Source organism: Ulvibacterium marinum (genome assembly GCF_003626755.1).
Classification (GTDB): domain Bacteria; phylum Bacteroidota; class Bacteroidia; order Flavobacteriales; family Flavobacteriaceae; genus Ulvibacterium; species Ulvibacterium marinum.
In genome coordinates this window covers 445,743-472,367 of sequence record NZ_RBCJ01000005.1, presented here as the reverse complement: position 1 = coordinate 472,367, position 26,625 = coordinate 445,743, and the positions used below count along the sequence as shown (strand labels likewise).

At 39.9% G+C, this 26,625-nt stretch carries 24 protein-coding genes; 12 read left to right on the top strand and 12 right to left on the bottom strand.

Annotated elements, in window-relative coordinates:
• Window positions 1-64: 64 nt before the first annotated feature.
• Window positions 65-2,263, bottom strand: coding sequence for a DUF5916 domain-containing protein (locus tag D7Z94_RS23295; protein ID WP_120714026.1), 2,199 nt, complete (start codon window positions 2,261-2,263; stop codon window positions 65-67).
• Between the two features lie 258 nt (window positions 2,264-2,521).
• Window positions 2,522-4,786 (bottom strand): transglycosylase domain-containing protein, encoded by a 2,265-nt coding sequence (locus tag D7Z94_RS23290; protein WP_245967287.1) that lies wholly within the window; start codon window positions 4,784-4,786, stop codon window positions 2,522-2,524.
• A gap of 98 nt (window positions 4,787-4,884) precedes the next feature.
• Between D7Z94_RS23290 and D7Z94_RS23285 the strand changes: the two genes are divergently transcribed.
• Window positions 4,885-5,655: a S1/P1 nuclease gene (locus D7Z94_RS23285; RefSeq protein ID WP_120714075.1), complete on the top strand. Its 771-nt coding sequence runs from the start codon at window positions 4,885-4,887 to the stop codon at window positions 5,653-5,655.
• 46 nt (window positions 5,656-5,701) lie between these two features.
• Here D7Z94_RS23285 and D7Z94_RS23280 read toward each other — a convergent pair whose 3' ends face one another.
• The 3 genes from D7Z94_RS23280 to D7Z94_RS23270 all read right to left on the bottom strand — a co-directional run bounded on the left by D7Z94_RS23280 (window position 5,702) and on the right by D7Z94_RS23270 (window position 7,671).
• Window positions 5,702-5,980, bottom strand: coding sequence for a TIGR03643 family protein (locus D7Z94_RS23280; RefSeq protein WP_120714025.1), 279 nt, complete (start codon window positions 5,978-5,980; stop codon window positions 5,702-5,704).
• Between the two features lie 219 nt (window positions 5,981-6,199).
• Window positions 6,200-6,799, bottom strand: coding sequence for an alpha-ketoglutarate-dependent dioxygenase AlkB family protein (locus D7Z94_RS23275; protein ID WP_120714024.1), 600 nt, complete (start codon window positions 6,797-6,799; stop codon window positions 6,200-6,202).
• Entirely contained in the window at window positions 6,799-7,671 is an 873-nt protein-coding gene (locus D7Z94_RS23270; RefSeq protein WP_120714074.1) for an AraC family transcriptional regulator, read from the bottom strand. Before D7Z94_RS23270 ends, D7Z94_RS23275 begins: the two co-directional genes overlap by 1 nt.
• 215 nt (window positions 7,672-7,886) lie before the next feature.
• Here D7Z94_RS23270 and D7Z94_RS23265 point away from each other — a divergent pair, with 215 nt between their 5' ends.
• Window positions 7,887-8,471, top strand: coding sequence for a DUF3244 domain-containing protein (locus D7Z94_RS23265; protein WP_120714023.1), 585 nt, complete (start codon window positions 7,887-7,889; stop codon window positions 8,469-8,471).
• 61 nt (window positions 8,472-8,532) lie between these two features.
• Here D7Z94_RS23265 and D7Z94_RS23260 read toward each other — a convergent pair whose 3' ends face one another.
• From D7Z94_RS23260 to D7Z94_RS23250, 3 genes are all read right to left on the bottom strand, one after another.
• Window positions 8,533-8,898 carry a DoxX family protein gene (locus D7Z94_RS23260; RefSeq protein WP_394347465.1) on the bottom strand — a complete coding sequence of 122 codons (366 nt, stop codon included), beginning with the start codon at window positions 8,896-8,898 and terminating at the stop codon, window positions 8,533-8,535.
• Window positions 8,898-9,530, bottom strand: a complete 633-nt coding sequence (locus tag D7Z94_RS23255; RefSeq protein ID WP_120714022.1) for an MOSC domain-containing protein — start codon at window positions 9,528-9,530, stop codon at window positions 8,898-8,900. The genes D7Z94_RS23260 and D7Z94_RS23255 overlap by 1 nt, the downstream gene beginning before the upstream one ends.
• A 70-nt stretch (window positions 9,531-9,600) precedes the next feature.
• Complete coding sequence (locus D7Z94_RS23250) at window positions 9,601-9,954, bottom strand: DUF6249 domain-containing protein (RefSeq protein ID WP_120714072.1); 354 nt, start codon at window positions 9,952-9,954, stop codon at window positions 9,601-9,603.
• 160 nt (window positions 9,955-10,114) lie between these two features.
• On the opposite strand from D7Z94_RS23250, the gene D7Z94_RS23245 reads away from it, so the two are divergent.
• The 3 genes from D7Z94_RS23245 (at window position 10,115) to D7Z94_RS23235 (ending at window position 12,102) form a co-directional block, all read left to right on the top strand.
• Window positions 10,115-10,678 (top strand): RNA polymerase sigma factor, encoded by a 564-nt coding sequence (locus tag D7Z94_RS23245; RefSeq protein ID WP_120714021.1) that lies wholly within the window; start codon window positions 10,115-10,117, stop codon window positions 10,676-10,678.
• Window positions 10,679-10,684: 6 nt separating this feature from the next.
• Entirely contained in the window at window positions 10,685-11,104 is a 420-nt protein-coding gene (locus D7Z94_RS23240; protein WP_120714020.1) for a hypothetical protein, read from the top strand.
• Between the two features lie 134 nt (window positions 11,105-11,238).
• The gene (locus tag D7Z94_RS23235) at window positions 11,239-12,102 is read left to right on the top strand and encodes a sugar phosphate isomerase/epimerase family protein (protein WP_120714019.1); all 864 of its coding nucleotides are present in this window, start codon (window positions 11,239-11,241) and stop codon (window positions 12,100-12,102) included.
• Window positions 12,103-12,239: 137 nt separating this feature from the next.
• Here D7Z94_RS23235 and D7Z94_RS23230 read toward each other — a convergent pair whose 3' ends face one another.
• The gene (locus D7Z94_RS23230; protein WP_120714018.1) at window positions 12,240-13,427 is read right to left on the bottom strand and encodes an aldose epimerase family protein; all 1,188 of its coding nucleotides are present in this window, start codon (window positions 13,425-13,427) and stop codon (window positions 12,240-12,242) included.
• Between the two features lie 126 nt (window positions 13,428-13,553).
• The gene (gene htpG, locus D7Z94_RS23225) at window positions 13,554-15,440 is read right to left on the bottom strand and encodes a molecular chaperone HtpG (RefSeq protein WP_120714017.1); all 1,887 of its coding nucleotides are present in this window, start codon (window positions 15,438-15,440) and stop codon (window positions 13,554-13,556) included.
• A gap of 359 nt (window positions 15,441-15,799) precedes the next feature.
• Here htpG and D7Z94_RS23220 point away from each other — a divergent pair, with 359 nt between their 5' ends.
• The 4 genes from D7Z94_RS23220 to D7Z94_RS23205 all read left to right on the top strand — a co-directional run bounded on the left by D7Z94_RS23220 (window position 15,800) and on the right by D7Z94_RS23205 (window position 19,478).
• Window positions 15,800-16,459: a TetR family transcriptional regulator C-terminal domain-containing protein gene (locus D7Z94_RS23220; protein WP_120714016.1), complete on the top strand. Its 660-nt coding sequence runs from the start codon at window positions 15,800-15,802 to the stop codon at window positions 16,457-16,459.
• A 24-nt stretch (window positions 16,460-16,483) separates the two neighbouring features.
• Complete coding sequence (locus tag D7Z94_RS23215; protein WP_120714015.1) at window positions 16,484-17,794, top strand: ABC1 kinase family protein; 1,311 nt, start codon at window positions 16,484-16,486, stop codon at window positions 17,792-17,794.
• A 129-nt stretch (window positions 17,795-17,923) separates the two neighbouring features.
• Window positions 17,924-18,931, top strand: a complete 1,008-nt coding sequence (locus D7Z94_RS23210; RefSeq protein ID WP_120714014.1) for a 3-oxoacyl-ACP synthase III family protein — start codon at window positions 17,924-17,926, stop codon at window positions 18,929-18,931.
• 4 nt (window positions 18,932-18,935) lie between these two features.
• Window positions 18,936-19,478 carry a pyridoxamine 5'-phosphate oxidase family protein gene (locus tag D7Z94_RS23205; RefSeq protein WP_120714013.1) on the top strand — a complete coding sequence of 181 codons (543 nt, stop codon included), beginning with the start codon at window positions 18,936-18,938 and terminating at the stop codon, window positions 19,476-19,478.
• Window positions 19,479-19,579: 101 nt separating this feature from the next.
• Here the strand turns inward: D7Z94_RS23205 and D7Z94_RS23200 are convergent, their stop codons facing one another.
• Window positions 19,580-22,027, bottom strand: coding sequence for a TonB-dependent receptor domain-containing protein (locus D7Z94_RS23200; RefSeq protein ID WP_120714012.1), 2,448 nt, complete (start codon window positions 22,025-22,027; stop codon window positions 19,580-19,582).
• A 436-nt stretch (window positions 22,028-22,463) separates the two neighbouring features.
• Between D7Z94_RS23200 and D7Z94_RS23195 the strand changes: the two genes are divergently transcribed.
• Window positions 22,464-22,823: a CoA-binding protein gene (locus tag D7Z94_RS23195; RefSeq protein ID WP_120714011.1), complete on the top strand. Its 360-nt coding sequence runs from the start codon at window positions 22,464-22,466 to the stop codon at window positions 22,821-22,823.
• A 100-nt stretch (window positions 22,824-22,923) separates the two neighbouring features.
• On the opposite strand, the gene D7Z94_RS23190 is transcribed toward D7Z94_RS23195, so the two are convergent.
• Window positions 22,924-24,387 carry a sodium:solute symporter gene (locus D7Z94_RS23190; protein WP_120714010.1) on the bottom strand — a complete coding sequence of 488 codons (1,464 nt, stop codon included), beginning with the start codon at window positions 24,385-24,387 and terminating at the stop codon, window positions 22,924-22,926.
• A gap of 56 nt (window positions 24,388-24,443) precedes the next feature.
• Between D7Z94_RS23190 and recR the strand changes: the two genes are divergently transcribed.
• Entirely contained in the window at window positions 24,444-25,064 is a 621-nt protein-coding gene (recR, locus tag D7Z94_RS23185) for a recombination mediator RecR (protein ID WP_120714009.1), read from the top strand.
• Window positions 25,065-25,160: 96 nt separating this feature from the next.
• Window positions 25,161-26,534 (top strand): dihydrolipoamide acetyltransferase family protein, encoded by a 1,374-nt coding sequence (locus tag D7Z94_RS23180; RefSeq protein WP_120714008.1) that lies wholly within the window; start codon window positions 25,161-25,163, stop codon window positions 26,532-26,534.
• Window positions 26,535-26,625: the final 91 nt, after the last annotated feature.

Genomic DNA, 26,625 nt, shown 5'->3' with positions numbered 1-26,625 from the left:
TCAAGGACAAGTTTAAAATTGAGGTTCGAAATACGGAGATTTTTCAACGATCAATTTCCCTAGCTTAGATGTTAAGCCAATAGGTGACTTTTAAGTTGATAGAACGAAACCTTGGCGAGAACTGGTTTACAAAATAATTATCATTGTAAACCAAAAACAAATCGGACAGGGGAGCAAATCGCCATTGCAATCTTGAGTTAATGCCCAGATTATCCCTTTGGTTACTATATTGGAATATGGTGGACCAGAAAATCGACTTGTTAAAGGTAACATTCACTGTGGGGCTCACCAACCATAAGTCCGCACTTGGAAAAGGATTGGGAAGTGTTATTTTATCATAGTTGATGTTTAAACCCAGTCTCACCTTAGGCTGGAGTCTCAGAGTAGCTTCGCCTTCTATAGAAAAACGGTCGCCATTGAAGAATCGGCCAACGGTCGCCTCTCCCTCAAATGCCAGTACCTTGGCTTGGTTAGATTCGTATTGAAGCAAAACAGAGTTGAAATGATAGCCTTGGTTTCCCGGTAGAGGTATTGCGCCATCTGTATCTGTTGGATCAAAACTATCCGCCAAAAAGATGAATTGATTTGAAAACCCTATGCCAAACTCCGAGAAACTCCGTGTCTCAAAATTCCAACTTGCCTGCAGTTCATGATCGGTTTTCCTATACTCCAATCCAGGCCTCCAGGTTACAATTGGAAAGAACTCTATGGAATGATTATTAATTGGGCCTTTTTTTGGCCAAAAAACCTTTTCGAACGAGGTAGCCCATTTTATGATGTCCTTTCTTGGTACAAAACCCAGATCCGACTCAAAATCCTCGTCGATGAAAACGAAGTCGGTAAAAACATTGAAGTATCTGGAATTTCGTCCTAAAAAGACACCTGCTGAATAATTATCCTCATCATCCCTCGGTTGAAAGGATTTGTGTGCATAGAATTTCCCGACCCATGTATTGTCCTCGGAGGCTAAATTATAATCTATCCCAAGAACCCTATTGTACTCTTCTTCAGGTGTTACAAAATCGTAATCCTTAAAGGTTTGTCTGTTTATAAAGAACAATCCAAAATTGGAACGGGCAAAGACCTTTTTTTGCAGGGCGATCATCATGTTATTGTTCGAGGCGATTTCCGTCTCCACATTTTCATCCGTTTGGATGTTCAAAACACCCAACCTCCAATTCTCGTTCAACTTTCCACTAAGTCTAACGCCACCTATTATACGGTTCTGAACCGAATTCCCGGAACTATCTGTGGCTATCCCTATCCTACGGGAGAAAAATGGGTTGGCATCCCTACCACCACCAAAACTTCCGAAAAGATCGTTATTATCCACAAAAAATTGCCTCCGCTCAGGTAACGATATCTCAAAACGGGTGAGATTGGTAAAAATATCATCTACTTCTACATTGGAAAAGTCCGGGTTCAGGGTTATATCCAAATTTAACCCATTACCAATGGCTACCTTGGCATCGCCTCCAACTTTTACATTGGCATCGGTTATGTTCTGTTCATAATCCTTGTCGGCAATTGCATTGATGTACGGAATAATGGCCAAAGGTGTACGGGATTTACCCAAAGGCTTTTCAAAGACCATATCGCCCATAAATGCCAGATTAAAAATCAACTGATTCTGTGGGATGGGATACCAGACACTGGTTTCGTTCTTTTGCATATCGAATCGATAACTCTGAAAACGCCATTTGGTGACCCCTTCCGGGAATTTGAAAGAGGTAAGGGGAATGGCCATCTCGGCGGTATAGTAACCGTCATATTGCTTGGCCTCTCCCTTCCATTTGACATCCCAAGAAGTTGTGAAGCCCCTAATTCCCTGTCCTCCATTAGAAATCAAGGCCTCCCGTCTTACCCCATAAGGGTTCATACCAAAAAGAAATGCATTGGTGCCATCATTGAACGTATCGAAAAGCAAACTGATGTTATCATTGCCGCCAGCACGATAATCACGTTCCAAGGAGGGAATAACATAGTTGTTACCTGGTGTGTTGATCCTTATTCCTATATAAAGCGTAGAGACATCATAAAGCATTTTTATATCTGTCTGATACTCGGCAAGAATAGAATCCGATGGGAAATACTGCTGAAAATCCTTGGCACTTCGGGCCTGCTTCCATGCTTCTTCATCTAGGATACCATCGATTTTGAAATCGGTTTCGATGTATTTTACGACAAAGGATTTTTCAACATTTTGTCCGAAAAGAGAGGTTAAACAAAGAAAAAAAATAAGGACAAGAACTGATCTTGGCATTGGTACTGGATTAGTCGGGCATCAAATTTAAACGTTTATTACGTTAAAAAAATGCCAAACTTTTTAGGCTGTTTTGTCTTTTTATTGGGCTCACGCTTGGCTTCCATTAAGCTTTTCATGAGCATCCATTCAATTTGTCCATTTTATCGGATGGGCTCCAAAAAGACGTACATACTTCAACTCCAAATTCCCGATGCCACTACAACTTAAAACCATGTATGGTCTTTTTTAATATAGCTTTTTTGAGTTTTTCGTCAATTAAGGGTTGGAATTTCTATTCTTAAACCGCTTTGTTTTCTTCTTTTTCGGGTTTTTGAACAAGCGTTTAAAAAAACCATCACGTTTAATAGGCTGGCAATCCAGTTTTTGGACGACCGTTTCTTCGGGTCTTTCAAATTCAGTCTTTGTAATGGCATCAAAAGAAGAATCTTGGTTTAATTTTTGGTACCAAAGTGCAAAAATGGGGAGGGCGGCATTGGCTCCTTGACCTAATGCAGTGTTTTTAAAACCGATTTCGTGGTTATCAAGACCTACCCAAGTAACATGTACCAATTTTGGGGTTAGGGCCACGAACCAGGCATCTTTGTTATTCTGTGTAGTTCCGGTCTTGCCGGCCAAAGCATTTCTCAAGTTATAGGTAGATCGGATGCGAGACGCGGTTCCTTTGTCTACCGTAGACTTCATCATTTCAATCATAATTTGCCGATTCTCGTCCGAGAAGGCTTTCTTTTCATCAACTTTTGGCTCAAAAACGGTTAAAACGGAATCTTTTTGATCAGTGATGGTTTGGATGAGATAAGGCTCAACGGGTTTACCATTGTTTACGTAACTGGCATAGGCACCTGCCAGTTGATCAAGCTGTATTTCTCCTGTTCCCAAAGCCAAGGAGGGCTTGTTGGGTAGCTTTACGGTTATCCCCATTTTATTGGCTTGGCGTATGGTCTCCAAAATACCCGTCTTTTCCAATATCTTTACCGCGACGGTATTTACCGAGTTGCTCAAAGCCTCTTCCATGGAATAGTTGAGGTAGACCTCGTCTTTCTTGCTGGAATTGCTCGGAGACCAACCTTCAAGATTTTTATACTCCACCTCTTGTGCCGAGAAGTAAGTGCAGGGGGCTATTCCCTTTTCTAGTGCAGCCGTATATACAATAGGTTTGAAGGTAGAACCAACCTGCCGCTTACTTTGGGAAATATGGTCGTATTTATAATATTTGTAATTGATTCCTCCAATCCATGTCTTTACCGCCCCATTCGTTGGATCTATGGCCAGAGACCCCGTATTTAAAAACTTCATATAATGGGAAACACTATCTATTGTGCTTGCCTCAACGTTTATTTTACCATCCCAGTCCACCAATTCCATTCTTCTTTTTTGGTTCAGGGAATCCATGATTTCCTTTTCCTTCCATCCGGATGCCTTTAGTTTCCTATACGTAGGGATTCTGCGAACCAACTTCTCGATTAGTTTTTTGTTCTTTATCCAAGGAGCATTCGAACCATAGCTTTTTTCAAATTTCTTTTGTAGCGATTTTAAATGTTTCATCATAGCTTCTTCAGCCAAAATTTGCATTTTATAATCCAAAGTAGTGTAGATTTTAAGGCCGGAGGTGTAGATATTGTAGTCATTCCCTTTTTCTTTTTCTACCCTGCTCCAGTCTTGCAATTGCTTACGCACTTCCTCCCTAAAATAGGGGGCGAGTCCGTCATTATGATCAAACTCCTTATAATCCAGTTTTAGGGGAATTTTCGTGATACTGTCCCTTTCTACACCCGTCAGAAAATTATTTTTGGCCATTGATTGCAGGACTAGATTCCGACGGTTGAAGCCTTTCTCGGGAAATATTCGAGGATTATACCCGTAGGTGGCCTTGAGCATTCCCACTAGCGTTGCAGCTTCCTCAACTCTTAGGTTTACGACCCTTTTATTAAAAAACTTTAAGGAAGCGCTTTCAATACCAAAGGTATTGCCGCCAAAGGAAACCGTATTAAGATAGTGTGTAAGGATTTCTTCTTTGGAATAGATAGCTTCCAATCGGGAAGCAATGATCATTTCCTTTATTTTATTTATGGCAATGTTCTTGGTTTCCCGTTCTTTTCTTGGAAAGAGGTTTTTGGCCAATTGCTGGGTCAACGTACTTCCACCCCCTGAGGACTCGTTCTGCATCAGAATCGTCTTAAACGCCACCCGCAACAAACTGGGATAATCAATTCCCGAATGATTGAAAAATCTTTCGTCCTCAATAGCAATCAAGGCATCAAGAAGATGTTGGGGCAGGTTTTCATAGGGAATGGGTTGCCTATCATATATGTAATATTTACCAATCAGTACGCTGTCCGCCGTATACACCTCGGAAGCCCTTTGGTATTGGAAATCGGAAAGTTCTTTTTTTGAGGGTAGACCGCCCCAAGCCCCAAAATAAATACTGAGGATAAATATGATAAGGGCCATTGCGAAGGAACAAATCACTATAAGCCCATATTTTAGATAAGGCGATTTGATTCTTTTAAAAAACAATACCATTGATTTTGTTCTGCAATATCAAATTAAAAAAAAGAAACGGCACAGTTTTTAACAGTACCTTACAACGGTTTCTTTATTTTTGGCTTAAAGTAAGATTTATGAAAAGACTTGTCCTGTTTTTTCTTTTGACCGTTCAGCTTTCATTTGCAGGGACACCATTTTGGTCCAAGACCGGGCATAGGGCCATTGGCGAAATAGCACAACAACATTTGACCAGGAAGGCCAAAAAGGCCATAGCAAAACTATTGAACGGACAAAGTTTAGCAGCTGTGTCCAATTTTGCCGATGAAATAAAGGCGGATTCCAATTATAGAAAGTTTAGTGCTTGGCACTACGTAAATTATCCTGAGGACAAAACATACCTTGATGTGGAACCCAGTCCATATGGCGATATAATCATCGGTATTCAAAAATGTATTCAAATTGTCAAAAACGAAAACAGTTCAGAGACGGATAAGGTCTTTTATCTTAAAATGTTGATACATCTGGTGGGGGATCTTCATCAACCCATGCATGTGGGTCGTCTGGAAGATAGGGGTGGAAATGATATTCAGGTCCAATGGTTTAATAGGGAAAGTAATTTGCATAAAATTTGGGATGCAAATATGATTGATGATTATGGCATGAGCTATACGGAATTGGCCGCGTCCCTGCCAAAGTTGACTAAAAAACAGCGAAAGGAAATTCAACAAGGCAACTTGTATATTTGGGTGGAGGAATCCCAAGATTTGGCGAACAAATTATATGAATCAGTAGAAGTAGGGGAGAAGCTATATTATCGCTATGGGTATACGTGGTGGTCTACTGTAGAGCAACAATTGCAGAAGGGAGGATTGCGATTGGCCAAAATACTCAACGATCTGTTTTAGATGAATCTAGGTCTATTCCCCTAGACCTTTGAAATGGTCGAATGCCTTAGCGCTTTGAAATTTTGTTCCCTGAAATAGGTCTTTGCATAGATGATTTGAATCTTGCCACATTTTCCGACCTTAGTTTGGAGTGTTTGGTATTTCTGCCCTGTACCCTTTTACGCCACATCTTAAAACTACTGGATTTCATTTCCCTGCGCATTAGGGTTATTACTTCTTGTTCCGATATGCCAAATTGGATTTCTATTGCTTCAAATGGTGTCCTATCCTCCCAGGCCATTTCTATGATTCTATCCAATTCCAGTAGCGAAAACTCTTTTTTCATCGTGTGGACAATGTTATACTTTTAGGGCTAAAGTAATTTTTTTGGAGCATTTAGACCAAAAAAACAGGGATTGGTCGATTCAATATACCTTGGCACAAGATTTGAAGTTATTGTATTTGAAATTGGGTGCGAGGAGATTGGCCAAATTACCCGAAGGTCAAAGGCAGTGCCTAACTTTGTAAAGGGTCCTAAAAAATCGGTTTGAAGAAGACCGATTTTTTATTTTATAAACCTAAAAGTAAGGTTAATCCGTTCCCCAATGGGTCTTGTGGTCTTTGGAATTTGATGCAACCAATGATTTTGTGTCTCGCCGCCCATTAAAAGAAGGCTGCCATGTTCCAAAAGTATTTTCTGCTTTAGTGTCTTATCTTTTCTATGTTTTAAATGAAAAAAACGATCCTGACCCAAGGTTAGTGAAGCGATTACCGGGTTTGCTCCCAACTCCTTTTCATTATCTGCATGCCAACCGTTACTATCCCTTCCGTCCCTATAGAGATTCAAAAGACAGGTGGTAAACTTTGCCCCCGTATGTATTTCGATTTTTTGCTTTATTTCCAGCAATTTATCGGTAAAGGGTAATGGCCTCATGGTAATGTTGGAATACGAATAGGTCTTGTCATTGGATGCATAAAGGGCCGTTAACCTAGGTTGGGCATATTCTTTTCCGAATACTTTGATCGTATCCTGTCTCCAAGGCACCATTATTTTTAAGAGTTCAAAATAAGTATCGGCCTTAGTCTTTTCCAGAAAATAGGGATAATAAACAATTTCACTGTCCGGTAAGTTCAGTTGAATAGCTTTCTGAAAAAGGTCTGCCATTAGTTTAGGACTTTTTTCAATTGATTTCTGTATTCGGATGGATTCTGTCCGGTAAAAGCCTTGAATTGTTTATTAAAATGCGAAAAATTGTTGAATCCGCTTTCAAAACATACATCTGTAATGCTCATGGGCTTTTCTGCCAAAAGTTTCGAAGCATGTACCAATCTATACTCGTTTGCGAACTGTACAAAGGTTTTATTGGTAATTTTCTTAAAATATCTACAGAACGAGGGGACTGTCATACTAACCAAATCCGCCATTTCATCCAAGGAAATCTCCTCTTTAAAGTTGGCTTTTACAAAGTTAAAGACCTTATTGATACGATCATTGTCCTTCACTTCGGTTTTCATAGCAAAACCTTCTGCATTCAAAACTTTAAAATCCTGCGAAAGAGCAAGCTCGTTTAAAATATTTAAAATGGAAAGTAACCTTTGAAAATCACCTTGATACTCCAGGATTTCCATTTTTTCCCCGATTTTCCTTTTGGTCTTCCCTGAAAATGCGATGCCACCTTGGGCCATTTCAAAGAGATTTTGAATTTTCTTCATTTCCGGGATATTGAAAAAGTCGTTTCCCAGAAAATCGGCCTTCATCTGTATTACGGTCTCACTTTCATTTCCGGTAAGGGCATCGGTAAAACCGCAATGCGGTAAATTACTTCCTATAAGAATAAGGTCACCGTTCCCATAATAAGATACATGGCTGCCTATTTGACGTTTCCCTGTACCACCATTTACGTAAACCAGTTCTATTTCCGGATGGTAATGCCATGCATTGTTCTTATTGTTCTTTAGCGAATCGAATTTCTGATACGTAAAAGAGTGGCCAAAGTTGGGCTCTATGGCTTCAAAAGCAGGTTTAAGTGTTGTCATTTCGTTCCTCATAACAAAATTAAAGTTACGTTGGGTCTGATGAAGAAGACTATGCAAAATTACCCAAAATATATGCAATATTACCTGTTAACAATTATTTAACCTATCTGCAGGTTAAAATAACACAGAAATAGGAAAATCAAGAGGTAGTGTGGACAGCGATATGGCAGTAAGTTTGTCCTGTAAATTATTTAGTAACCCTAAAACAAAATGTTATGAAGACGATTCTAAAATTTACAACAGTTATTGCCCTATTGTTTGTGACCGCTACTACCGTAGCCAAAGATCCAAAACTGAGAGTGATCAATAAGACGGATGATAAGGCCCTCGTTTTTGAATGGGACACCCAGGAAGAAGATACCTATATTCAAATAGTTGACGAGAATGGAAATATTATCTATTCAGAAGATGTGTCCAATACCAAAGTGTATACCAAAAAGTTCGATTTAAAGAACTTGGAAGAAGGGGATTATCTTTTGGAAGCCGAAAATGCCTTGAAGAAAATCACCTATACCATAAATGTTGATGATAAAGTAGGTGTTGCAAGGAGAAAGGAAAATGCTAAACCCGTTTTCAGAAAAGTTGATAATATGGTTTACCTGAATCTTTTGAACCTTGAAGGCAAAAAAGTTGAAATTAAGGTGGTGGACAGTGACAACCGAATGGTTTTTAAGGAGACCCTAGAGAATGAGACCCTAGTAGAAAAGGCGTTCAATTTCAAAAACGCCTTCGCGGGCAACTACACCGTAATCGTTCGGGATAGCGCATCCGTTCATTACGAAGATATTGTTGTTAACTAAGTAGTTTAAGTTGAGTTGATTTTTGACCCTGAAGGTTTCTGGACCTTTAGGGTCTTTTTGTTTAGAAAGGTAGATAGAGATAGGCCCAATACATTAACGCAAACTGTAATGGAATACGCCAGATCAACATCCAGCGGGGAAGGCCCATAGAAGCCTTTTCGTTAAAAAGCATGTGAAAATGCACGGGTAAAAAAAACGTCAGCATTCCTATGATGCCATAAATGGCTAAATCTTTGGTCGCAGCAAAACATAATGCAACCCCAAGGATAATCTCCGCTAATCCGCTCAACGTGACCAAAATTTTGTGCCCCGGTAAATAGGCGGGCAATATTTGTTTATACATTCCTGGTTTTATAAAATGCATAAGACCAGCTACCACATACACAGTGGCCATGAGGTATAGATGCCAAGGATAGGATGCCCCCACTATAAATATTTTTTTAAGCGTTCCCTTTTACGTTCCGGTAGGGCAGTATTTGCAATTGCCAGCTGCAAAATATCGGGATTTTTTTTTCGTTCGAAGAGAAAGTTGAAAAACTGTTTCACTGTAAGCGGGTTTTCCGAAGCTTGTTCCAATTGCAAGATATCCCCAGTCCTTACCTGTCCTTCTTCCAGGATCCGGACGTAGGCACCTGAATAACCGTGGTCTATAAACTGCCTTAATATATCCTGATTGCCAAAGCGAACCCCTAATTTATAACAGGGCTCTCGAGATTGCGAAACCTGCACCAGAGCCGTACCTATCCTAAAGATGTCCCCTATACGAATTTGTGTCTCGTCCAGTCCCTCTATAGTGAGGTTTTCGCCAAACATTCCCCAATTCCATTCTAAATGCGGATATAGTCCTTTCCAGTAGGGGTATTGATCCATGGAAAAAAGGTAGCAAGCTTTATGAACACCACCATGTACCTTGCGATTGGAAATAGTGTCCTGGGCAACGGATTCTTTTTCCAAAAACAAAGGTTCGGAAACCGGATATTTGAAAATACCCGTTTGCTCTTTTTTATTATTCCAGAGGATTGTGGTAGGCTGGCCGATATTGGTAGAAATGATACGCATTCCCTAAAAATAAAAAACCACCGTGGTTATACGATGGTTTTAATCATGTTTTAACAGAATAAATGATTTCCTAATCTTCCTTATCCATTTTTTTGGTCAAAAAGAAGCCTACCAAAAGTCCGGTTCCGGCCATAAGAAAGATAGATCCGGACATGGCTACTCCCCAATCCACGTTCAAATTGTTGCCCATAAAACCTCCGATTACGATTCCAGAACCAATACCCATGAGCAAAAGGGCAAGGTTTAAAATGAGAATTTTCCAGACGGCGGAAGGTCTTTCCCTTTTTCCCTTAACAAAGATGCTGGCGTCCGCCCCTTTTTCGATAAGGGCCAAACGTTCCTTATTTCTCGTGGAATAGTGGAGGTAGGTAATCGCAAAGACCACCAAAAAAAAGCTAATAGGTATTAAAATTGCTGCTGCCATATGATTTGTTTTTAGTTTACCCCTTTTGGGTGATTCGATTGATAAATTAAACTTGTTCATCCCATAGGACTGCCATTACTTTTTCAAGGTTACACAAAATGATATTTTTTTTTCAAAAAAGTGTAACCTACTTCGTAACTTCAATGTCCTATGAGATGTAATGAGCCTTCAACAAGACCAATATTATATTGATAAAGTTATCAAAGGGGATACCAATGCCTTTTCGGTTTTGGTAGACCGTTATAAGCATATGGTCTATACCTTGGCGGTGCGTATGGTAAGGAATAATGAGGAGGCGGAAGAGGTGGCACAGGATACCTTTCTAAAGGTATATAAGGCATTACCGGGATTCAAGGGGGATTCCAAGTTTTCAACTTGGGTCTATAAAATAGCCTACAACCGAAGTCTGGATTATATAAAGCGATTAGGAAGAGTCCCGGAAACCACATTAATAGAGGAATATGCTGAACACAATAAGGCAAATCTGGAGGATGTCATGGACCAATTTGAAATGGATGACCGAAAATATACCCTCAAAAAAGCCATGAAAAAATTGCCGCCCGACTATGCCACTATACTTACATTACATTATTTTGAAGAGCTTTCCTTAAAGGAAATTTCCAAAGTAATGGACGCAAGTCCGGATACATTGAAGGTAAAGTTGTTCCGGGCGCGGAAACGACTAGGAGGAATTTTAAAGGATAAATTGCAAGAGAAAATTTAAGGGATCATGGAAAAGGATGAAAACAAAGCATTGGAAGCTTTTTATAAGGAAATAATCCAAGAGGCCGGTTTAGAGGAGCCGTCAGCCAATTTTACAACTTCGGTTATCTCAAAGATCCAAAAGGATAGCCAAAGGGCAAGAATATTTTCATATAATCCCTTAATTCCGAGTTATGTATGGTGGGTCTCCGGAGTTTTATTGGCCGTATTCTTTGGCTATATCTTTATCGAACCCAAAAATTTAGGGTCGGTAAATCTGCCTACATGGAATTTTGATTTTTTCAATGTGGACGGATTGATTAACATGTTGAATGGTTTTAAGCTTCCGGATGCTTTGATGTATGGATTCTTAAGTTTGGCTATTTTTTTCTCCGTGCAAGTCTATTTATTGAAAACACATTGGAACAAACAATTTAATATTGAATAATCTCCCTCATCCTTTTTGAAATATTCTAGATGCTTATCTGTAAAGTATGGTCTATTATATTTATGGAATCCGTTAATTGGTAAATCCGATTTAGAACAGTACCTTGTTTGTTCTAACAACACCGACACCTCAAAATGAAAAGAAGACAGTTTTTGACAAAAAGTGGAATGGGAATGGCATCCATGGCGGTAATGTCCCAAATTCCGCATGCTTCCTATGCCTTAGGGACTACTAATATAGTTAAACAGCCCATTGGATTTCAATCCTATGTACTTAGGGAGGCCATAGGAAAAGATATTACCAAGACCTTGAGTGAAATGGTGGGATTTGGGTATGAACATGTTGAAATGTGCTCCCCTTCGGGTTATAAAGGGCCTTTTGAGCCGCTTGCGAAATATTCGGGAACGGAACTAAAAAAGATTATTTCGGATACGGGTATTCAATGTCACAGCAGTCATTTCACGTTTAGGGAGATGCGGACCAATTTGGAGGAACGCATAGATTTCGCCAATCAATTGGGGTTAAAGCACTTTGTCTGTTCCGGCGGCCTGGATGCACCAACATTGGATGAGGTAAAACAAAAGTGTGATGAACTGAACGAGATGGGAAGGAAAATAAAGGCCGGTGGTTTAGTTACCGGGTACCACAATCATAATGTGGAGTTTGAACATGAGTTTAACGGAAGGCCTGAATACGATATATTGCTAGAGGAGTTGGATTCCGACCTTGTGAAAATGCAATTTCAAACGGCGGTTATTACCCTGGGGTACAAAGCAGCTACCTATTTTGAAAAATATCCGGGAAGATTTATATCTGCACATCTTCAGGACTATTCACCTAGCGATACCACTAAGGAAATTGTCCTAGGACAAGGTATTACGGATTGGAAAGAATTTTTTGAGGCTTCAAAAAAAGGTGGACTTGAAGTAGTTTATGTTGAAATGGAGTCCAACCCCGGTACACTTGAGGGAAGTGTTGCCTATTTGAAAAATCTGTAAAGCCTAACTATTTGCTTTTCAATACAATTTGACCTTCCAAGAAAGGAACCATAGGTTAAACGAATATTCCTTTTTATATGGTTGCTGAATCGAATGCTTCTTTGGTACCTCTGGGCAACTGATTTAAGGATGCCGCATTACTTCACGGAAAACTGGAATGATGTTTCAGAAGTATACTTGTCCCCAGTATTTAGCACAACGGAGGGAAAGTCCGGTTTATTGGGAGAATCTGGATAATGTTGTGTTTCTAGACAAAAACCACTTCTTTGGGCATAGAAACCACCACCTTTTTTAGGTAGCGTACCATCTAAGAAATTACTGGTATAAAATTGAACTCCGGGTTCGGTTGAAAAAACTTCCATAACTCTTCCACTCTCTGGATGATGGACTCTTGCAATTGACCTTAAACCGTCATTTTGCCCATTCAAAACCCAACAGTGGTCATATCCCAGGCCTATTTTTACTTGCTCGTGGTCTTTTTCAATGTCGGCGCCAATAGGCTTTGGAGTGGTAAAATCGAAGGGAGTTCCCCCCACAGGAGCCAATTCCCCTAAAGGAATCAATTCGTTATCCACAGGCAGGTAATGGTCCGCATTAAGCATCATTTCATGATCTAAGATGGTTTTTGAAAAATCCCCTGAAAGATTAAAATATGAATGTTGTGTAAGGTTTACTATGGTGGTTTTATCCGTAGTCGCCTCATAAAGTACTTTCAAGGTATCATCATTTGTTAATATATAGGTGACCAAAACATCAAGATTTCCGGGATAGCCTTCTTCCATATCCTTGCTGATATAGGATAATTTTAAAGCGACGAAATCCTCTTCCTTTTCTTCGGATGCTTTCCACACCACCTTGTCGAACCCTTTTTTTCCTCCATGAAGATGGTTGTCTCCATTGTTTTTGGCCAAGGAATACTTTACTCCTTCAAGGGTAAATTTAGCGTCCGCAATCCGATTTCCATACCGGCCTACCAAGGCACCAAAGAATGGGTTTTTTTCCACATAAAGGTCCAATGAATCATAACCTAGGACGATGTTTTTAAAATCTCCTTGTTTGTTGGGAACTTTCAGGGAAGTAATAATGCCACCATAAGTAATAATGTCCACGGTCACCCCATTACTATTTTTTAAGGTGTAAAGATCCACTCGCTCACCTTCTGGTGTTGTACCGTATGTACTTTTTTGTATTGTTGGCATTTCTTTTAAGTCTTCGGAGATTTCTTCTTTGGACAATCCTTTCTTCTTTTCCGTTTTGCAATTAAAATTCAAAAGGGCCAAACTCAATATTAAAAAGGTACAAAGGTATTTATTAAAGGAAGACATCTACATTTAGATTAAACGGGTTGGACATAATTAAACGAAAGATAGCGTTTATTGCGCAATAAAAAACCGCCCGTTTCAACAATCAAGAAAACCGGGCGGTTTATGTTATTTCTATAATTTCAATTTCTATTTCACCATCTCATAGCTACGCTTAATGAAATTGGTCAGTTCCTCACCCTTAAGAAGCCCCTTGGAGAGTCTGGCCAAATCTATGGATTGGTTGATCAATCGTTCTCTTTTCTTGGCTGTTTTGGTATTCAAGATTTCACTCACCAGCTCATGATTGGTGTTTACGATAAGGTTATACATTTCCGGCATATTGCCCATACCGAACATACCACCGCCGCCGGTCTGCTGCATTTCCTTCATACGCCGCATAAACTCAGGCTCCGTGATGATAAATGGTGATGCATCGCTATCCATGGATTCGAGTTGAACGGTATATTTTTTATCTTCGATCACCTCTTCCAAATTTGTCTTGAGTTTTTCTTTCTCTTCATCGGACAATTTGGAAATTTGAGTATCCTCCTTTTTAATAAGATTATCCAAGTGATCGGCATCAACGCGTGCAAAGGAGAGCTTTTCTTTGGAAGTCTCCAGCTTTTGCATTAGATGGGAAATGATAGGCGAATCCAATAGCAATACTTCATAGCCTTTTGCTTTTGCAGCTTCAATATAGCTATGCTGTTCTTCTTGGTTCGATGCATATAGCAATATCAATTTTTCGTCCTTGTCCGTTTGATTGGCCTTAACTTTTTCCTGGAGTTCCTCAAAGGTATAATAGTTGCCATCCACGGTTGGATAAAGTGCAAATTTTTCGGCTTTCTCAAAGAATTTATCTTCGGACAACATACCGTATTCGATAACGATTTTAATATCGTTCCATTTCTTTTCGAACTCCTCCCGATCGTTTTTAAAGAGCGAGTTCAATTTGTCCGCTACTTTTCGGGTAATGTAGGAGGATATTTTCTTAACTGCGCCATCCGCCTGTAGGTAAGACCGGGATACGTTCAACGGAATATCCGGAGAATCTATGACACCTCTAAGCATGGTTAGAAATTCAGGGACGATACCCTCTACGTTATCCGTTACGAATACCTGATTTTGGTAGAGCTGAATGCGATCTTTCTGAATATTCAAATCGTTTGTCAGCTTTGGAAAATATAATATTCCCGTAAGATTAAAGGGATAATCCACATTTAAGTGGATGTGAAACAAAGGCTCCTCAAATTGCATGGGATACAATTCCCTGTAGAACTCCTTATAGTCCTTGTCTTCCAGTTCAGTGGGCTGCTTGGTCCATGCAGGATTGGGGTTGTTCACAAAATTATCCACCTCCTGGGTAGGTGCGGGATCGTCTTCCTTGGCATCCTCTGGCTTTGGTAAAGTTTCAGTGCGTGTTCCGAACTTTATGGGTATGGGCATAAACTTGTTGTACTTGCGCAACAGTTCACTTATTCTGTTATCTTCAAGAAATTCAGTGGAATCTTCCGCAATATGAAGAATAATTTCAGTACCTCTTTCTTCCTTTTTTCCTTTCTTTAAGCTAAACTCGGGGGAACCGTCGCAGGACCAGTGTACCGCCGGCTCATCTTTATAACTTTTGGTGATGATCTCCACTTTGTCGGCTACCATAAAGGAAGAATAGAACCCGAGCCCAAAGTGTCCTATAATACCGGCATCCTTTTCTGCGTCCTTGTATTTGTCCAAGAACTCCTCCGCTCCGGAAAAGGCGACCTCATTGATATATTTTTTTACCTCTTCCTCGGTCATTCCAAGTCCTTGATCAATGATGTGCAGCTTTTTTCCCTCCTTATCTACTTTTATTTCTATAATGGGGTTTCCATATTCCACTTTGGCCTCACCTATAGAAGTTAAGTGCTTGAGCTTTAGGGTTGCATCTGTAGCGTTGGATATGAGCTCCCTAAGAAATATCTCGTGGTCGCTGTACAAAAACTTTTTTATGAGAGGAAAAATGTTATCTACCGAAACATTGATCTTGCCTGTTGCCATTGTTGTATGTTTTTTTAACGTTAATAGATATCAGGCAGTCAAAAAAAATACCATACTCTACCAAAGTGACAAACTGACATATTATAGGACGCGAGATTTTAACACAAACTTTAACACCACTTTTGTTTAATTATTTTTAAAATTAATTAAACATTATGTATCTTTACCCATGATTAGGAAGAAAAATTGCTATGAGAATTTTAATTCTATAATCACGTTTGATTATTTATTGGTTAGGTTGTTTGAAAACGTGCTCTCCGTTGTGAGGGCACGTTTTTGTTTAGGATGGGGATTTTGTATTCCATTAACACAAATCCAAATCCTGTAGTAGTACCTTTATACATTATAAATAAGAAACCATGGCAACAAAGGCAAAAACAAAGAGAACATCTAAAGATGAAATCATATCACTGTATATGGAATATGTATTGGAGCATGAATCAGTTCCAAAATCCATTTACAAGTTTTGCAAGTCCAATGGTATCGAAGAAGCCGAATTCTATCAATACTTCGGTTCTTTGGAAGGATTGCAAAAAAACATCTGGGAACAGTTTTATACAAACACCGAAAATTTAATTCAAAAAAATAAAGAATATGGGCAGTTTTCCAATAGGGACAAAATGCTCACATTCTTCTACTCTTTTTTTGAACTACTCACCTTAAATAGAAGTTACGTGCTCTTTACCCTTAAGGAAGATAAAAGTCCGTTAAAGAATTTGGCCCAGTTAAAGGGGCTTAGAAAGCACATTAAGGAATTTGCCAAGGATCTTATTGAGGATGGTAACTCCGAAAAATCCCTTAAGCTGACCAAACATAATCCCCAGCTATTTTCTGAGGGTGCCTGGCTCCAATTCCTGTTTGTACTGAGATTTTGGATGAATGATGAATCCGCCGGGTTCGAAAAAACGGACATGGCCATTGAAAAATCCATTAATACCATTTTTGATGTATTTGACAACACACCGTTGGAAAATATTGTGGATTTTGGAAAATTCCTCTATAAAGAAACTTTTGCATAACCTATTCAAATAGATTGGATACTATTGAAAACACTGGACAAAATACCTACGGGAAAAATAGAACGGGCAAGTAAACTGGTAAAGACCGGTGTAAAGATAGGAGGCAACTACGTAAAGTATTATGGAAAAAAACTTGTAAACCCGGAACTTTCCAAGGACAAGTTGAACGAGGATAATGCGGAGGACATCTACGATGGATTAAAGAGCCTAAAAGGCAGTGCGCTTAAGGTGGCCCAGATGCTGAGCATGGAAAAAAACTTACTGCCCAGGGCTTACGTTGACAAATTTTCACTTTCGCAATTTTCTGTCCCACCGCTTTCGGCCCCCTTGGTCCGCAAAACTTTTAAAAAGTACCTAAACAAATACCCCGAAGAGATTTTTGATAGTTTTGAACGCGATTCCATTAATGCGGCAAGTATAGGGCAGGTGCACAAGGCGACCAAGGATGGTAAGGAATTGGCGGTTAAGATACAATATCCAGGTGTTGCTGAAAGCATAAGTAGCGACTTGGCCTTGGTTAGGCCCATTGCAATTAGAATGTTTAATCTTCAGGGAAAAGATTCAGACAAATATTTTAAGGAAGTCGAACACAAATTGATTGAAGAAACCAATTATATTCTTGAAATACGCCAGAGCAAGGAAATTACCGAGGCCTGTGAAGTGATTCCCAATTTGGAATTTCCGCAATATTATGAAGAATTGTCCAGCGAGCGTATCATTACCATGGATTGGATGCATGGGCAACATCTCAGCGAGTTTTCCAAGTCCGGGTTTCCAAAAGAACTAGGGAACAAATTGGGGCAGACCCTATGGGATTTTTATATGTTTCAAATTCATGGATTACGTAAGGTACACGCTGATCCCCATCCCGGCAACTTCTTGGTTAGCGATAAAGAAACATTAATAGCCATTGATTTTGGGTGCATCAAGGAGGTCCCGGATGAATTTTATACACCATATTTTGAATTGGCCAAAAAGGAAAATATCGAGAACGATACCATTTTTATGGAAAAACTATATGAGCTCGAAATTTTGACCCAGACCGATTCTCCGGAAGAGCTTAAGTTCTTCAAGGCCCTTTTCAAAGAAATGTTGACACTTTTTACTTCACCTTTTAATGAAGAATATTTTGATTTTGGCGCAGACGATTTTTGGCTCAAAATTGCCGATTTAAGCGAACGTTACTCCAAGGATGGCCAAATACGAAAAATGAACGGTAATCGAGGATCAAAACACTTTTTGTATATGAACCGTACTTTTTTTGGCCTATACAATCTATTACATGATCTTAAGGCTACTGTAGACGTAAATCGTTTTAGCAGATATTTATCCTAAAGCTTCCTTTCAAAAACCCCTTCATCCTACATTTTTGGTTATATTGGCACCGATTATTTAGCTTTTTTTAGTTTGATCGCTTTAGAAAGTTATGGATAAATAATCAAGGAAATTAAAAAAAGAAATCTTATGTACAATGCTAAGGTTCTGGGCTTGGGATATTTTGTCCCGGATAATGTAGTGACCAATGACGATTTGTCCCAGGTTATGGACACCAATGATGAATGGATTCAAGAGCGTACGGGCATCAAGGAACGCAGACATGTGATCAAGGGAGAGGACACTACCGCTACCATGGGTGTAAAGGCCGCAAAAATTGCTATTGAACGCGCTGGAATCGATAAAGATGATATCGATTTTATCATTTTCGCTACATTAAGTCCTGATTATTATTTTCCAGGTCCAGGAGTTCTGGTACAACGGGATTTGGGTATAAAAACAGTGGGAGCCCTAGATATAAGAAACCAGTGCTCCGGATTTATATACGCGGTCTCCGTGGCCGATCAGTACATTAAAAGTGGGATGTACAAGAATATTTTGGTCATAGGCTCCGAAGTACATTCTACAGGTTTGGATATGACCACTAGGGGTAGGGGTGTTTCGGTTATTTTTGGCGACGGTGCCGGTGCAGCGGTTCTGAGTAGGGAAGAGGATAGGTCCAAGGGAATTCTTTCCACGCACCTACATGCCGAGGGACAGCATGCAGAAGAGCTATCCTTAATTGCTCCGGGAATGGGCAAGCGATGGATAACCGACATTATTGATGAAGATGATCCGGAAGATGTTTCGTATTACCCACATATGAACGGGCAATTTGTTTTTAAAAATGCCGTGGTTCGTTTTAGTGAGGTCATCAAGGAAGGGCTTGAAGCAAATAATCTAAAGATCGGCGACATAGATATGTTGATCCCGCATCAGGCCAATTTAAGGATTTCTCAATTTATCCAGAAGAGTTTTCGACTAAGGGATGACCAAGTATTCAATAATATCATGAGATATGGCAATACTACGGCCGCTTCTATACCCATTGCCCTTACCGAAGTATGGGAGCAAGGTAAAATAAAGGAGGGTGATCTGGTGGTCTTGGCGGCATTTGGTAGTGGATTTTCCTGGGGTAGTGCAATACTTAGATGGTAGCGCTATGGGAAAGCGGATGTCACGGCTTACACCAAGATTAATTAACTTCATTAAAAATCAACGGCTATTTTTTGTCGCAACCGCAATGCAGGATGGCCACATAAACCTTTCCCCGAAAGGATTGGATTCTTTTAAAGTCATTAATGAAAATAGGGTTATTTGGTTAAACCTTACAGGCAGTGGGAATGAAACGGCTACCCATCTTTTGTATAATGAGCGAATGACCCTAATGTTCTGTGCCTTTGAAGGCCCACCAATGATTCTTAGACTTTACGGCTCTGCCAAGGTATATCATCAGTATGACGACTTATGGGAAGAAAACATTGGTTTTTTTCCAGAGATAGCAGGTGCCAGGCAATTAATCGATATGCAAGTTGAACTTGTCCAAGTCTCCTGTGGTTTTGGGGTTCCCCTAATGGATTATAAACAGCAAAGGAAGGAATTGGCAGCATGGGCAGAGGAACGGGGCGAGGAAGGTTTAAAGGAATATAGGGAAAAGAAAAATACCATCAGTTTGGATGGTCACACTACCAACGTTATTAAGTAAAACAAAACCCTGACTTTAAAGTCAGGGTTTCTTCTATTGATAGACCAGCGTTCAGAGTTTAACCAACCAATCCCTCTGGCACCGGCTCTATCAATATTCCTTTATAGGATTCCTCCACTGCCTTGTTTGGTATTGCTGTCCCTTCTTTTGCGCTGTGCGGCCCTATTCTTTCCACTTCCGAACATATAGGAAAGCCCTGCATAAACCGTTTGGCTTTCCCAGTTAAACTGACCATTTTGTACAAAAGGTCTTTCCCCGTCAAAGGCAAAACGCATTGTATTGAATACATCATTGAAATTGAGGCTAAAAGTGCCCTTGCCTTGGGCAAAACTGTACCGTGCCCCGGTATTTACAAAATATAAAGGCTTCACCAAAAATTGAATATTCTGGTTTTCTCCCCTATAGAAACCGAATAATTGCAGGGTAAGTTTTTTACCAACTTTAAAACTATTGTTCATACGAAAGTTCCATGCCGTGTTCTCCACTTCTACCTTTTCCACTACAATGTCATCTTCGGTGGCCGAAGAGTTATCGGTTAAAAGGCTTTCTGTAATTCCACGTTGTGTTTGCGAAAAGAGATCAAAGCTTCCGTTGATACTCCACCATTTGGTAGGTTTATAATTGCTGGATATCTCCACCCCATAAGCAGAAGTATTGTCAAAATTATCAAAGGTCAGTATCAATTTGTTCAGGTCTAATCGGTCTACATACACCGCTCTATTGATTTCATCGGCAATGGTCCTATAGAAGACTCCTGCTGTAATACTTCCTTTTTCCATTCTTCGGGTATAATTCGCTTCCATAGAATTTGTAAACTGGGGTACCAAGCTAGGGTTGCCGAAAGAAGATATCAATGGTGTGGCCCATTCCCGTATAGGGTTCACTTGTTGTAACCCAGGTCGGTCAACGCGTCTGCTGAAACTAAGTTGAAACTGGTTTTTTTCCGTGGGCGTATAGGTCAAAAAACCGGAAGGATAAATTTGCGTGTAATTATCCGTAAAAGCTCGTATTCTATTGGTATCCGCCTTAACTTCCACATCCTCTATGCGCGCACCTATTTGATAGGACCATTTCTCGCGATTCTGTCCAAACGTGACATAGGCCGAATATATATCCATTCCGTAGACAAAATCGGTTTCCGGTGTGGGTATAAGGTTACCGGCAGAGTTGAAGGACAACCCCGTTGAAGCGTAATCTACGTTGGTCTCAAAAAGACGTGTTTCCACTCCCACTTCTAGTTTGGATATGGAATCCAGCGGATTAACATAGTCTAAATTGGCTATGGTCTGTGTACGCTTTGTATCCACAAAATCCATATAATCCGGAAAAACGGTAGTACCAGTGGAACTAAAATTGGCATCCTCGTCATTCTTAAATCGGTTGTAGTCTACTTCCAATTCTATATTGTGCCCTTCTTTTTTAAATTCCATTTTGTAATCAAAATTGTATTGCTCACTGGAATTCTCCTGCACATTGTCAAAGAATTGAGTAGTATTTCTACTCAGCTCATCATAGTAGATGACATCGGTTACTCCCTTAAATTTTCCGTCGTATATATTTTGATTGGTAAAAAAGGAAATGGTATTCTTATCGTTCAGATAAAAATCCACCCCTAATTTATATAGATGCGATTTGTTGTTGTCGAAAAAATCAAAAATCTGTTCGGAGTTTTCCTCATCCCTAAAAATAAAGCCATCGTTCACATATTTACCAATATTATTGCCATAGTTGCCGTATAGGTTAAATTTTCCATTTCGGTAGTTCAAGTCTAGGGAACTATTGAATTTTGCTTCTATGCCTACGGTAAGACCAGTATTTATGGTGCCATTAAAACCAATATTCGCATTTTTATGCAACACGATATTAATGATACCACTCATGCCCTCCGGGTTGTATTTGGCCGAAGGATTTGTTATAAGTTCGATAGACTTTATGGAAGTGGACGGAATTTGACGTAATAATTGCGCAACGGGAACATTGGACAATTTCCCATCGACCATGACCCGTACATTGGAATTTCCCCGCAAAGTAAGCTCCCCGGTCTGTTGATCTACATTTACGGAAGGTATGTTGCTCATGATATCGGAAGCTGTAGGTCCCATGGTCGTGAGATCCTTGCCTACATTGATTACCTTACGATCTATCTTCTGTTCTATCGTGGTGCGTTCGCCAACTACTTCTACATTGGACAGTTCTTCTGCCTCCTCTTCCAGCGCAATTGTGCCTAGATTTAGCTTTCTATCCTTTTTAGAAATTGTTATCTGCTGGGAATGTGTTTTGTATCCGATGAACTGTACCTCGAATATGAGGTCGCCCTCGGGTAGGTTCTTTATTTCAAAGGTGCCGTCCTCTTGTGTAATCCCACCTGTTTTGTCGTTAGACCCATCCTGCGTTTTAATTACTATTGCGGCATAGGCAATGGGTTGTTGTAAGGCCTTATCTATAATCTTGCCGGTTACGCTGCCGATTCTTAAGTCCGATTCCGGTGGGGTATTGGCAGACGTAGTAATACATAGGAACACTGCTAAAAGCAGCAATACTTTTTTCATGGTTGTTCGTTTTTTTTGATTTGTCCACCTTACAGTGGATAGATGATTGATGTTACCTAAGTGGACGACAGAAATTAGGTTATGTTACCCAAGAGCATTCCTTTAACGTTTCTTTAACTTCTTTTGAGTAAGTATGCCCATGGTTTTTATTTGCTGTATTTTGCTCCTATGCAGTATGTTGAAACCGTTATCTTTGTCCTTTATGGCTGAAGGAAAAAATAATTTTCTTGACGTAATAAAACACAAAACCCTGACGTTTCCGTCAGGGTTTCTGTCATCGATTCAACCATACTAAACACTAACCATTAACTATAAACATATAGCCTCATCGATGACCAAAATTGTATTTAGAGTGATTTTTGCACATTATTGTTAGACGATTTTTTTTTTGGAAAAGTAACAAATCGAATAAATTTTAACACCCCAATATGAACTTATGAAAAAAACACTTGTTTTCGGAGCTTCTTTAAAACCAAACCGTTACAGCAATCTAGCCGTAAATCGGCTTATCGAAAACGATATAGTAACTCAAGCATTTGGAAGAGAACCTGGGGAAATTTCTGGCGTACAAGTTAAGACCAAATTAACCGATTTTCAAAATATTCACACCATAACTTTGTATATAGGTGCAAGCCGTCAGCCTGAGTATTACGGGGAAATTCTGAAATTGGCACCGAAAAGGGTAATCTTTAATCCTGGTACGGAGAACCCGGAATTTTATAAGCTACTTAGGGACAATGGCATAGAGGTGGAGGTAGCCTGTACCTTGGTTTTATTGGCTACGGGGCAATATTAAAAATTCAGTTATTTTTCACAGGAATTTTCGGACTTAACTTTAACATCCGTCAATAGGTATTTCACCGGATTTTTTTGCCGTTTATCAATGAAAATATCTCCTATGCTTTCTTGTCCCGTAAAAACCATAGTCCAATAAAAGTCAAAATGCCATTGATTGGTAATAATTCATAACCTACTTGGTAGCCTCCCAAATTTTCCGATGGTATCTTCCCAAAAATGTAAATTAACCCAACGGAGATAAGTGCAACGATCCAAACATAGTTGTCCTTTACTTGGTATTTGGTAAAAATCCCGAAAGTGAACATACCCAAAAGTGGGCCGTAGGTATAGGTTGCAACCGTTAAGAGACCATCAATAACATTTCTATCCAGGATGTGCTTAAAGATAATGACAACTACGACCAAAAGCAGACTCATTCCAATATGGGTGCGTTTACGAACTTTTTTTCGTTCGGACTCCGGTTTTTTTTCAATACCCAGGAAATCCACACAAAAGGAGGTAGTCAATGAGGTTAGGGCGCTATCCGCGCTACTATAGGCAGCTGCGATGAGCCCCAACATAAAGGTGATGGCCACGATTATTCCCAAACCGCTGTTCAGGGCAATTTCAGGAAAGAGAAGATCGGATTTTGGGGTACCGTCCATTAAAGGGGTTGCAATATCAAACTTGTTTGCATAAATAAACAATAAGGCTCCGAGAAGTAAAAAAGCAAAGTTTACGACTATAAGTACCAAACTAAAGGATACCATATTTTTTTGCGCATCCTTCAAGGATTTACAGGTGAGGTTTTTTTGCATCATATCTTGGTCCAGCCCGGTCATACAAATGGTAATGAATATACCGCCCAAAAAGGACTTTACAAAATGCGTCTTACCAAAGAAATCATCCACGAACAATACTTTATTATACTCTTTCAGTTCTTCTGAAGCCAAAAACTCGGCGAAGCTCCAATCTAATTTTTGATTGATGAAATAAATGGAAAATCCAACGGAAAGCAACATGAATAGGGTTTGCAACGTATCTGTCCAAACGATGGTCTTTATACCTCCTTTAAAGGTATATATCCAAATAAGTAAAATGGAAAGAACCACAGTGAGTTCAAAAGGCACGTTCCACGCGTCAAAAACAAATTGCTGCAGTACAATGGCCACCAAGAACAGACGAAAGGAGGCGCCCAGAACCCTGGATACAAAGAAAGAGATAGCCCCCACCTTGTAACTGGTAGTCCCAAAACGTTGTTTTAGATACTCATAGATAGAGGTAACGTTAAGCCTGTAGTATATGGGCATTAATATATAAGCAATTACAAAATAGCCGGCCAGATATCCAAAGACCACCTGCATATAACTGAATTGGGAGTCTTCCACCCATCCTGGAACAGAAATAAAGGTAACCCCGGACAATGAGGCGCCTATCATTCCAAAGGCCACCAAATACCACGGTGATTGCCTTCCTGCCTTGAAAAAATCATCGTTGGAATCGTTTTTGCCCGTAAAATAGGATATGAGTAATAACAGTATAAAATAGGCCCCTATCAGAAGCAGAATGTGGCTAGCGGTCATTGAAATAATTTAAAGGCAAAGTACGAAAAGTAAAAATAGTATGTAATTTTGTGGTTATGGAATTTTCATCCAAGCTTTTGGAAAACGCGGTGTATGAAATGTCGCAATTGCCCGGTATCGGTAAACGAACTGCATTGCGATTGGTATTGCATTTGTTGAAACAGCCCAATGAACGAACGGTCAATTTGTCCAGTGCGCTACTTAACCTCAAGGATTCGATAAAGTTTTGCAAGAACTGTCATAACATATCCGATGTTGTCTTGTGCGAGATTTGTGCCAATCCCAAAAGGGACAGGACCTTGGTGTGTGTCGTTGAAGATATCCGTGATGTCATGGCCTTGGAGAATACAGGGCAATACAAAGGTCTCTACCACGTTTTGGACGGTAAAATATCCCCCATGGAAGGAATAGGCCCACAAGACCTTAACATTCATTCGTTGGTGGACAAGGCAAAGCAGGGAGAAATAAAGGAACTTATTTTTGCATTGAGTTCTACTATGGAAGGCGACACCACTAACTTTTATATCTACAAGCAACTGGAGGGATTGGATATAAAAACCTCTACGATTGCCAGGGGTATTGCCGTAGGGGATGAATTAGAATATGCGGATGAGATTACTTTGGGGCGTAGTATTTTGAACCGGATTCCATTTGAAGGTTCCTTAAAAGCGAATTAATCTTTTTCCTCGGATTATGCGTTAAACCTAAAGATTGGATACTTTTTTTGATATTTTTGCAAAGTATTGGATAAAATAAGCATGTAGAATAATAATATGTCAAAGTTTGAGCTAAAATTACCTCGTATGGGGGAGAGCGTGGCGGAGGCTACCTTGACGACTTGGTTAAAAGAAGTTGGGGATTCCATAGAAATGGATGAGCCGGTTTTTGAGATAGCGACGGACAAAGTGGATTCGGAGGTACCAAGTGAGGTAGAGGGCGTTCTTCTGGAAAAACTGTTCACTGTTGACGAGATCATAAAAGTAGGGGAAACTGTTGCCATTATAGAGGTGAACGGAGAAAACCCTTCCTCAGAGACCAATATAAGTGATGCGGATGGTATCAATAAAGAATTGGAGGATGCCCAAAATGAAGCTCCGGTAGAAGCTGTAGCTATAGCGGAGGACATGATATCCGTGGCCCGAGAAACTGTGGATGCCCCTGTAAAGGATTACAGTACATCGGAACGTTTTTATTCCCCATTGGTCAAGAATATTGCCAAAGAAGAAGGTATTTCCATTGAAGAACTGGAAGCAATAAATGGTACTGGAAAAGAAGGACGGGTAACCAAGAATGATATTCTCGCCTACATTGAAAACAGAAAATCCGGGAAACAAAAAGACGTTCAAAAAATTGACCTTGAACCACAACCGGAGCCTTCAAGACCTCATACTGCAGTGCCTATTGAGAAGCATGAAGTGTCTACCGTGCAGTCCAATGGTTTGGATGAGGTCATCGAAATGTCCCGAATGGGCAAATTGATCGCCAAACATATGGTGGAGAGTGTTTCTACAGCTGCCCATGTACAGAGTTTCATAGAGGTTGATGTAACCAATATTGTAAATTGGCGTAAGAAAGTAAAAGATGCCTTTGAAAAGGCAGAGGGAGAAAAATTGACCTTCACCCCAATCTTTATAGAAGCCATTGCCAAAGCGTTAAAAAAATACCCGTTGATGAATATTTCCGTAGATGGGGAAAGAATCATCAAGAAAAAGAATATTAATATCGGTATGGCCGCGGCCCTTCCAGATGGCAACCTTATTGTCCCTGTCATCAAAAATGCGGACCAATTGAATTTGGTAGGTATGGCCAAAGTGGTCAATGACCTGGCCAATAGGGCACGTAACAATGCTTTGAAACCGGACGAGATCAAGGAAGGTACCTACACGGTTACCAATGTGGGAACTTTTGGAAGTGTTTTTGGAACCCCAATTATCAACCAACCCCAGGTAGGAATATTGGCTTTGGGGGCCATTCGAAAAGTTCCCGCCGTAATTGAAACCAATGAAGGCGATTTCATAGGAATACGCAGTAAAATGTATTTGTCCCACAGCTATGATCATAGAGTGGTGAACGGGGCTTTGGGCAGCATGTTTGCAAAAGCAGTGGCCGATTATTTGGAAAGTTGGGATGTAAACAGGGAATTATAGTTCCATCATTTAAATCATTCCTATCACCCAATCCTCATTTTTCGGTTCTATTTTTCTGTGGTTACCCTTATCTTTGATGTTTTACCAAACA

What these genes read in the sequence shown, in the direction of transcription:
- D7Z94_RS23295 (WP_120714026.1), bottom strand. Translation starts at nt 2,263, where the DNA reads ATGCCAAGATCAGTTCTTGTCCTTATTTTTTTTCTTTGTTTAACCTCT.
- D7Z94_RS23290 (WP_245967287.1), bottom strand. Translation starts at nt 4,786, where the DNA reads ATGGTATTGTTTTTTAAAAGAATCAAATCGCCTTATCTAAAATATGGG.
- D7Z94_RS23285 (WP_120714075.1), top strand. Translation starts at nt 4,885, where the DNA reads ATGAAAAGACTTGTCCTGTTTTTTCTTTTGACCGTTCAGCTTTCATTT.
- D7Z94_RS23280 (WP_120714025.1), bottom strand. Translation starts at nt 5,980, where the DNA reads ATGAAAAAAGAGTTTTCGCTACTGGAATTGGATAGAATCATAGAAATG.
- D7Z94_RS23275 (WP_120714024.1), bottom strand. Translation starts at nt 6,799, where the DNA reads ATGGCAGACCTTTTTCAGAAAGCTATTCAACTGAACTTACCGGACAGT.
- D7Z94_RS23270 (WP_120714074.1), bottom strand. Translation starts at nt 7,671, where the DNA reads ATGACAACACTTAAACCTGCTTTTGAAGCCATAGAGCCCAACTTTGGC.
- D7Z94_RS23265 (WP_120714023.1), top strand. Translation starts at nt 7,887, where the DNA reads ATGAAGACGATTCTAAAATTTACAACAGTTATTGCCCTATTGTTTGTG.
- D7Z94_RS23255 (WP_120714022.1), bottom strand. Translation starts at nt 9,530, where the DNA reads ATGCGTATCATTTCTACCAATATCGGCCAGCCTACCACAATCCTCTGG.
- D7Z94_RS23250 (WP_120714072.1), bottom strand. Translation starts at nt 9,954, where the DNA reads ATGGCAGCAGCAATTTTAATACCTATTAGCTTTTTTTTGGTGGTCTTT.
- D7Z94_RS23245 (WP_120714021.1), top strand. Translation starts at nt 10,115, where the DNA reads ATGAGCCTTCAACAAGACCAATATTATATTGATAAAGTTATCAAAGGG.
- D7Z94_RS23240 (WP_120714020.1), top strand. Translation starts at nt 10,685, where the DNA reads ATGGAAAAGGATGAAAACAAAGCATTGGAAGCTTTTTATAAGGAAATA.
- D7Z94_RS23235 (WP_120714019.1), top strand. Translation starts at nt 11,239, where the DNA reads ATGAAAAGAAGACAGTTTTTGACAAAAAGTGGAATGGGAATGGCATCC.
- D7Z94_RS23230 (WP_120714018.1), bottom strand. Translation starts at nt 13,427, where the DNA reads ATGTCTTCCTTTAATAAATACCTTTGTACCTTTTTAATATTGAGTTTG.
- htpG (WP_120714017.1), bottom strand. Translation starts at nt 15,440, where the DNA reads ATGGCAACAGGCAAGATCAATGTTTCGGTAGATAACATTTTTCCTCTC.
- D7Z94_RS23220 (WP_120714016.1), top strand. Translation starts at nt 15,800, where the DNA reads ATGGCAACAAAGGCAAAAACAAAGAGAACATCTAAAGATGAAATCATA.
- D7Z94_RS23210 (WP_120714014.1), top strand. Translation starts at nt 17,924, where the DNA reads ATGTACAATGCTAAGGTTCTGGGCTTGGGATATTTTGTCCCGGATAAT.
- D7Z94_RS23205 (WP_120714013.1), top strand. Translation starts at nt 18,936, where the DNA reads ATGGGAAAGCGGATGTCACGGCTTACACCAAGATTAATTAACTTCATT.
- D7Z94_RS23200 (WP_120714012.1), bottom strand. Translation starts at nt 22,027, where the DNA reads ATGAAAAAAGTATTGCTGCTTTTAGCAGTGTTCCTATGTATTACTACG.
- D7Z94_RS23195 (WP_120714011.1), top strand. Translation starts at nt 22,464, where the DNA reads ATGAAAAAAACACTTGTTTTCGGAGCTTCTTTAAAACCAAACCGTTAC.
- D7Z94_RS23190 (WP_120714010.1), bottom strand. Translation starts at nt 24,387, where the DNA reads ATGACCGCTAGCCACATTCTGCTTCTGATAGGGGCCTATTTTATACTG.
- recR (WP_120714009.1), top strand. Translation starts at nt 24,444, where the DNA reads ATGGAATTTTCATCCAAGCTTTTGGAAAACGCGGTGTATGAAATGTCG.
- D7Z94_RS23180 (WP_120714008.1), top strand. Translation starts at nt 25,161, where the DNA reads ATGTCAAAGTTTGAGCTAAAATTACCTCGTATGGGGGAGAGCGTGGCG.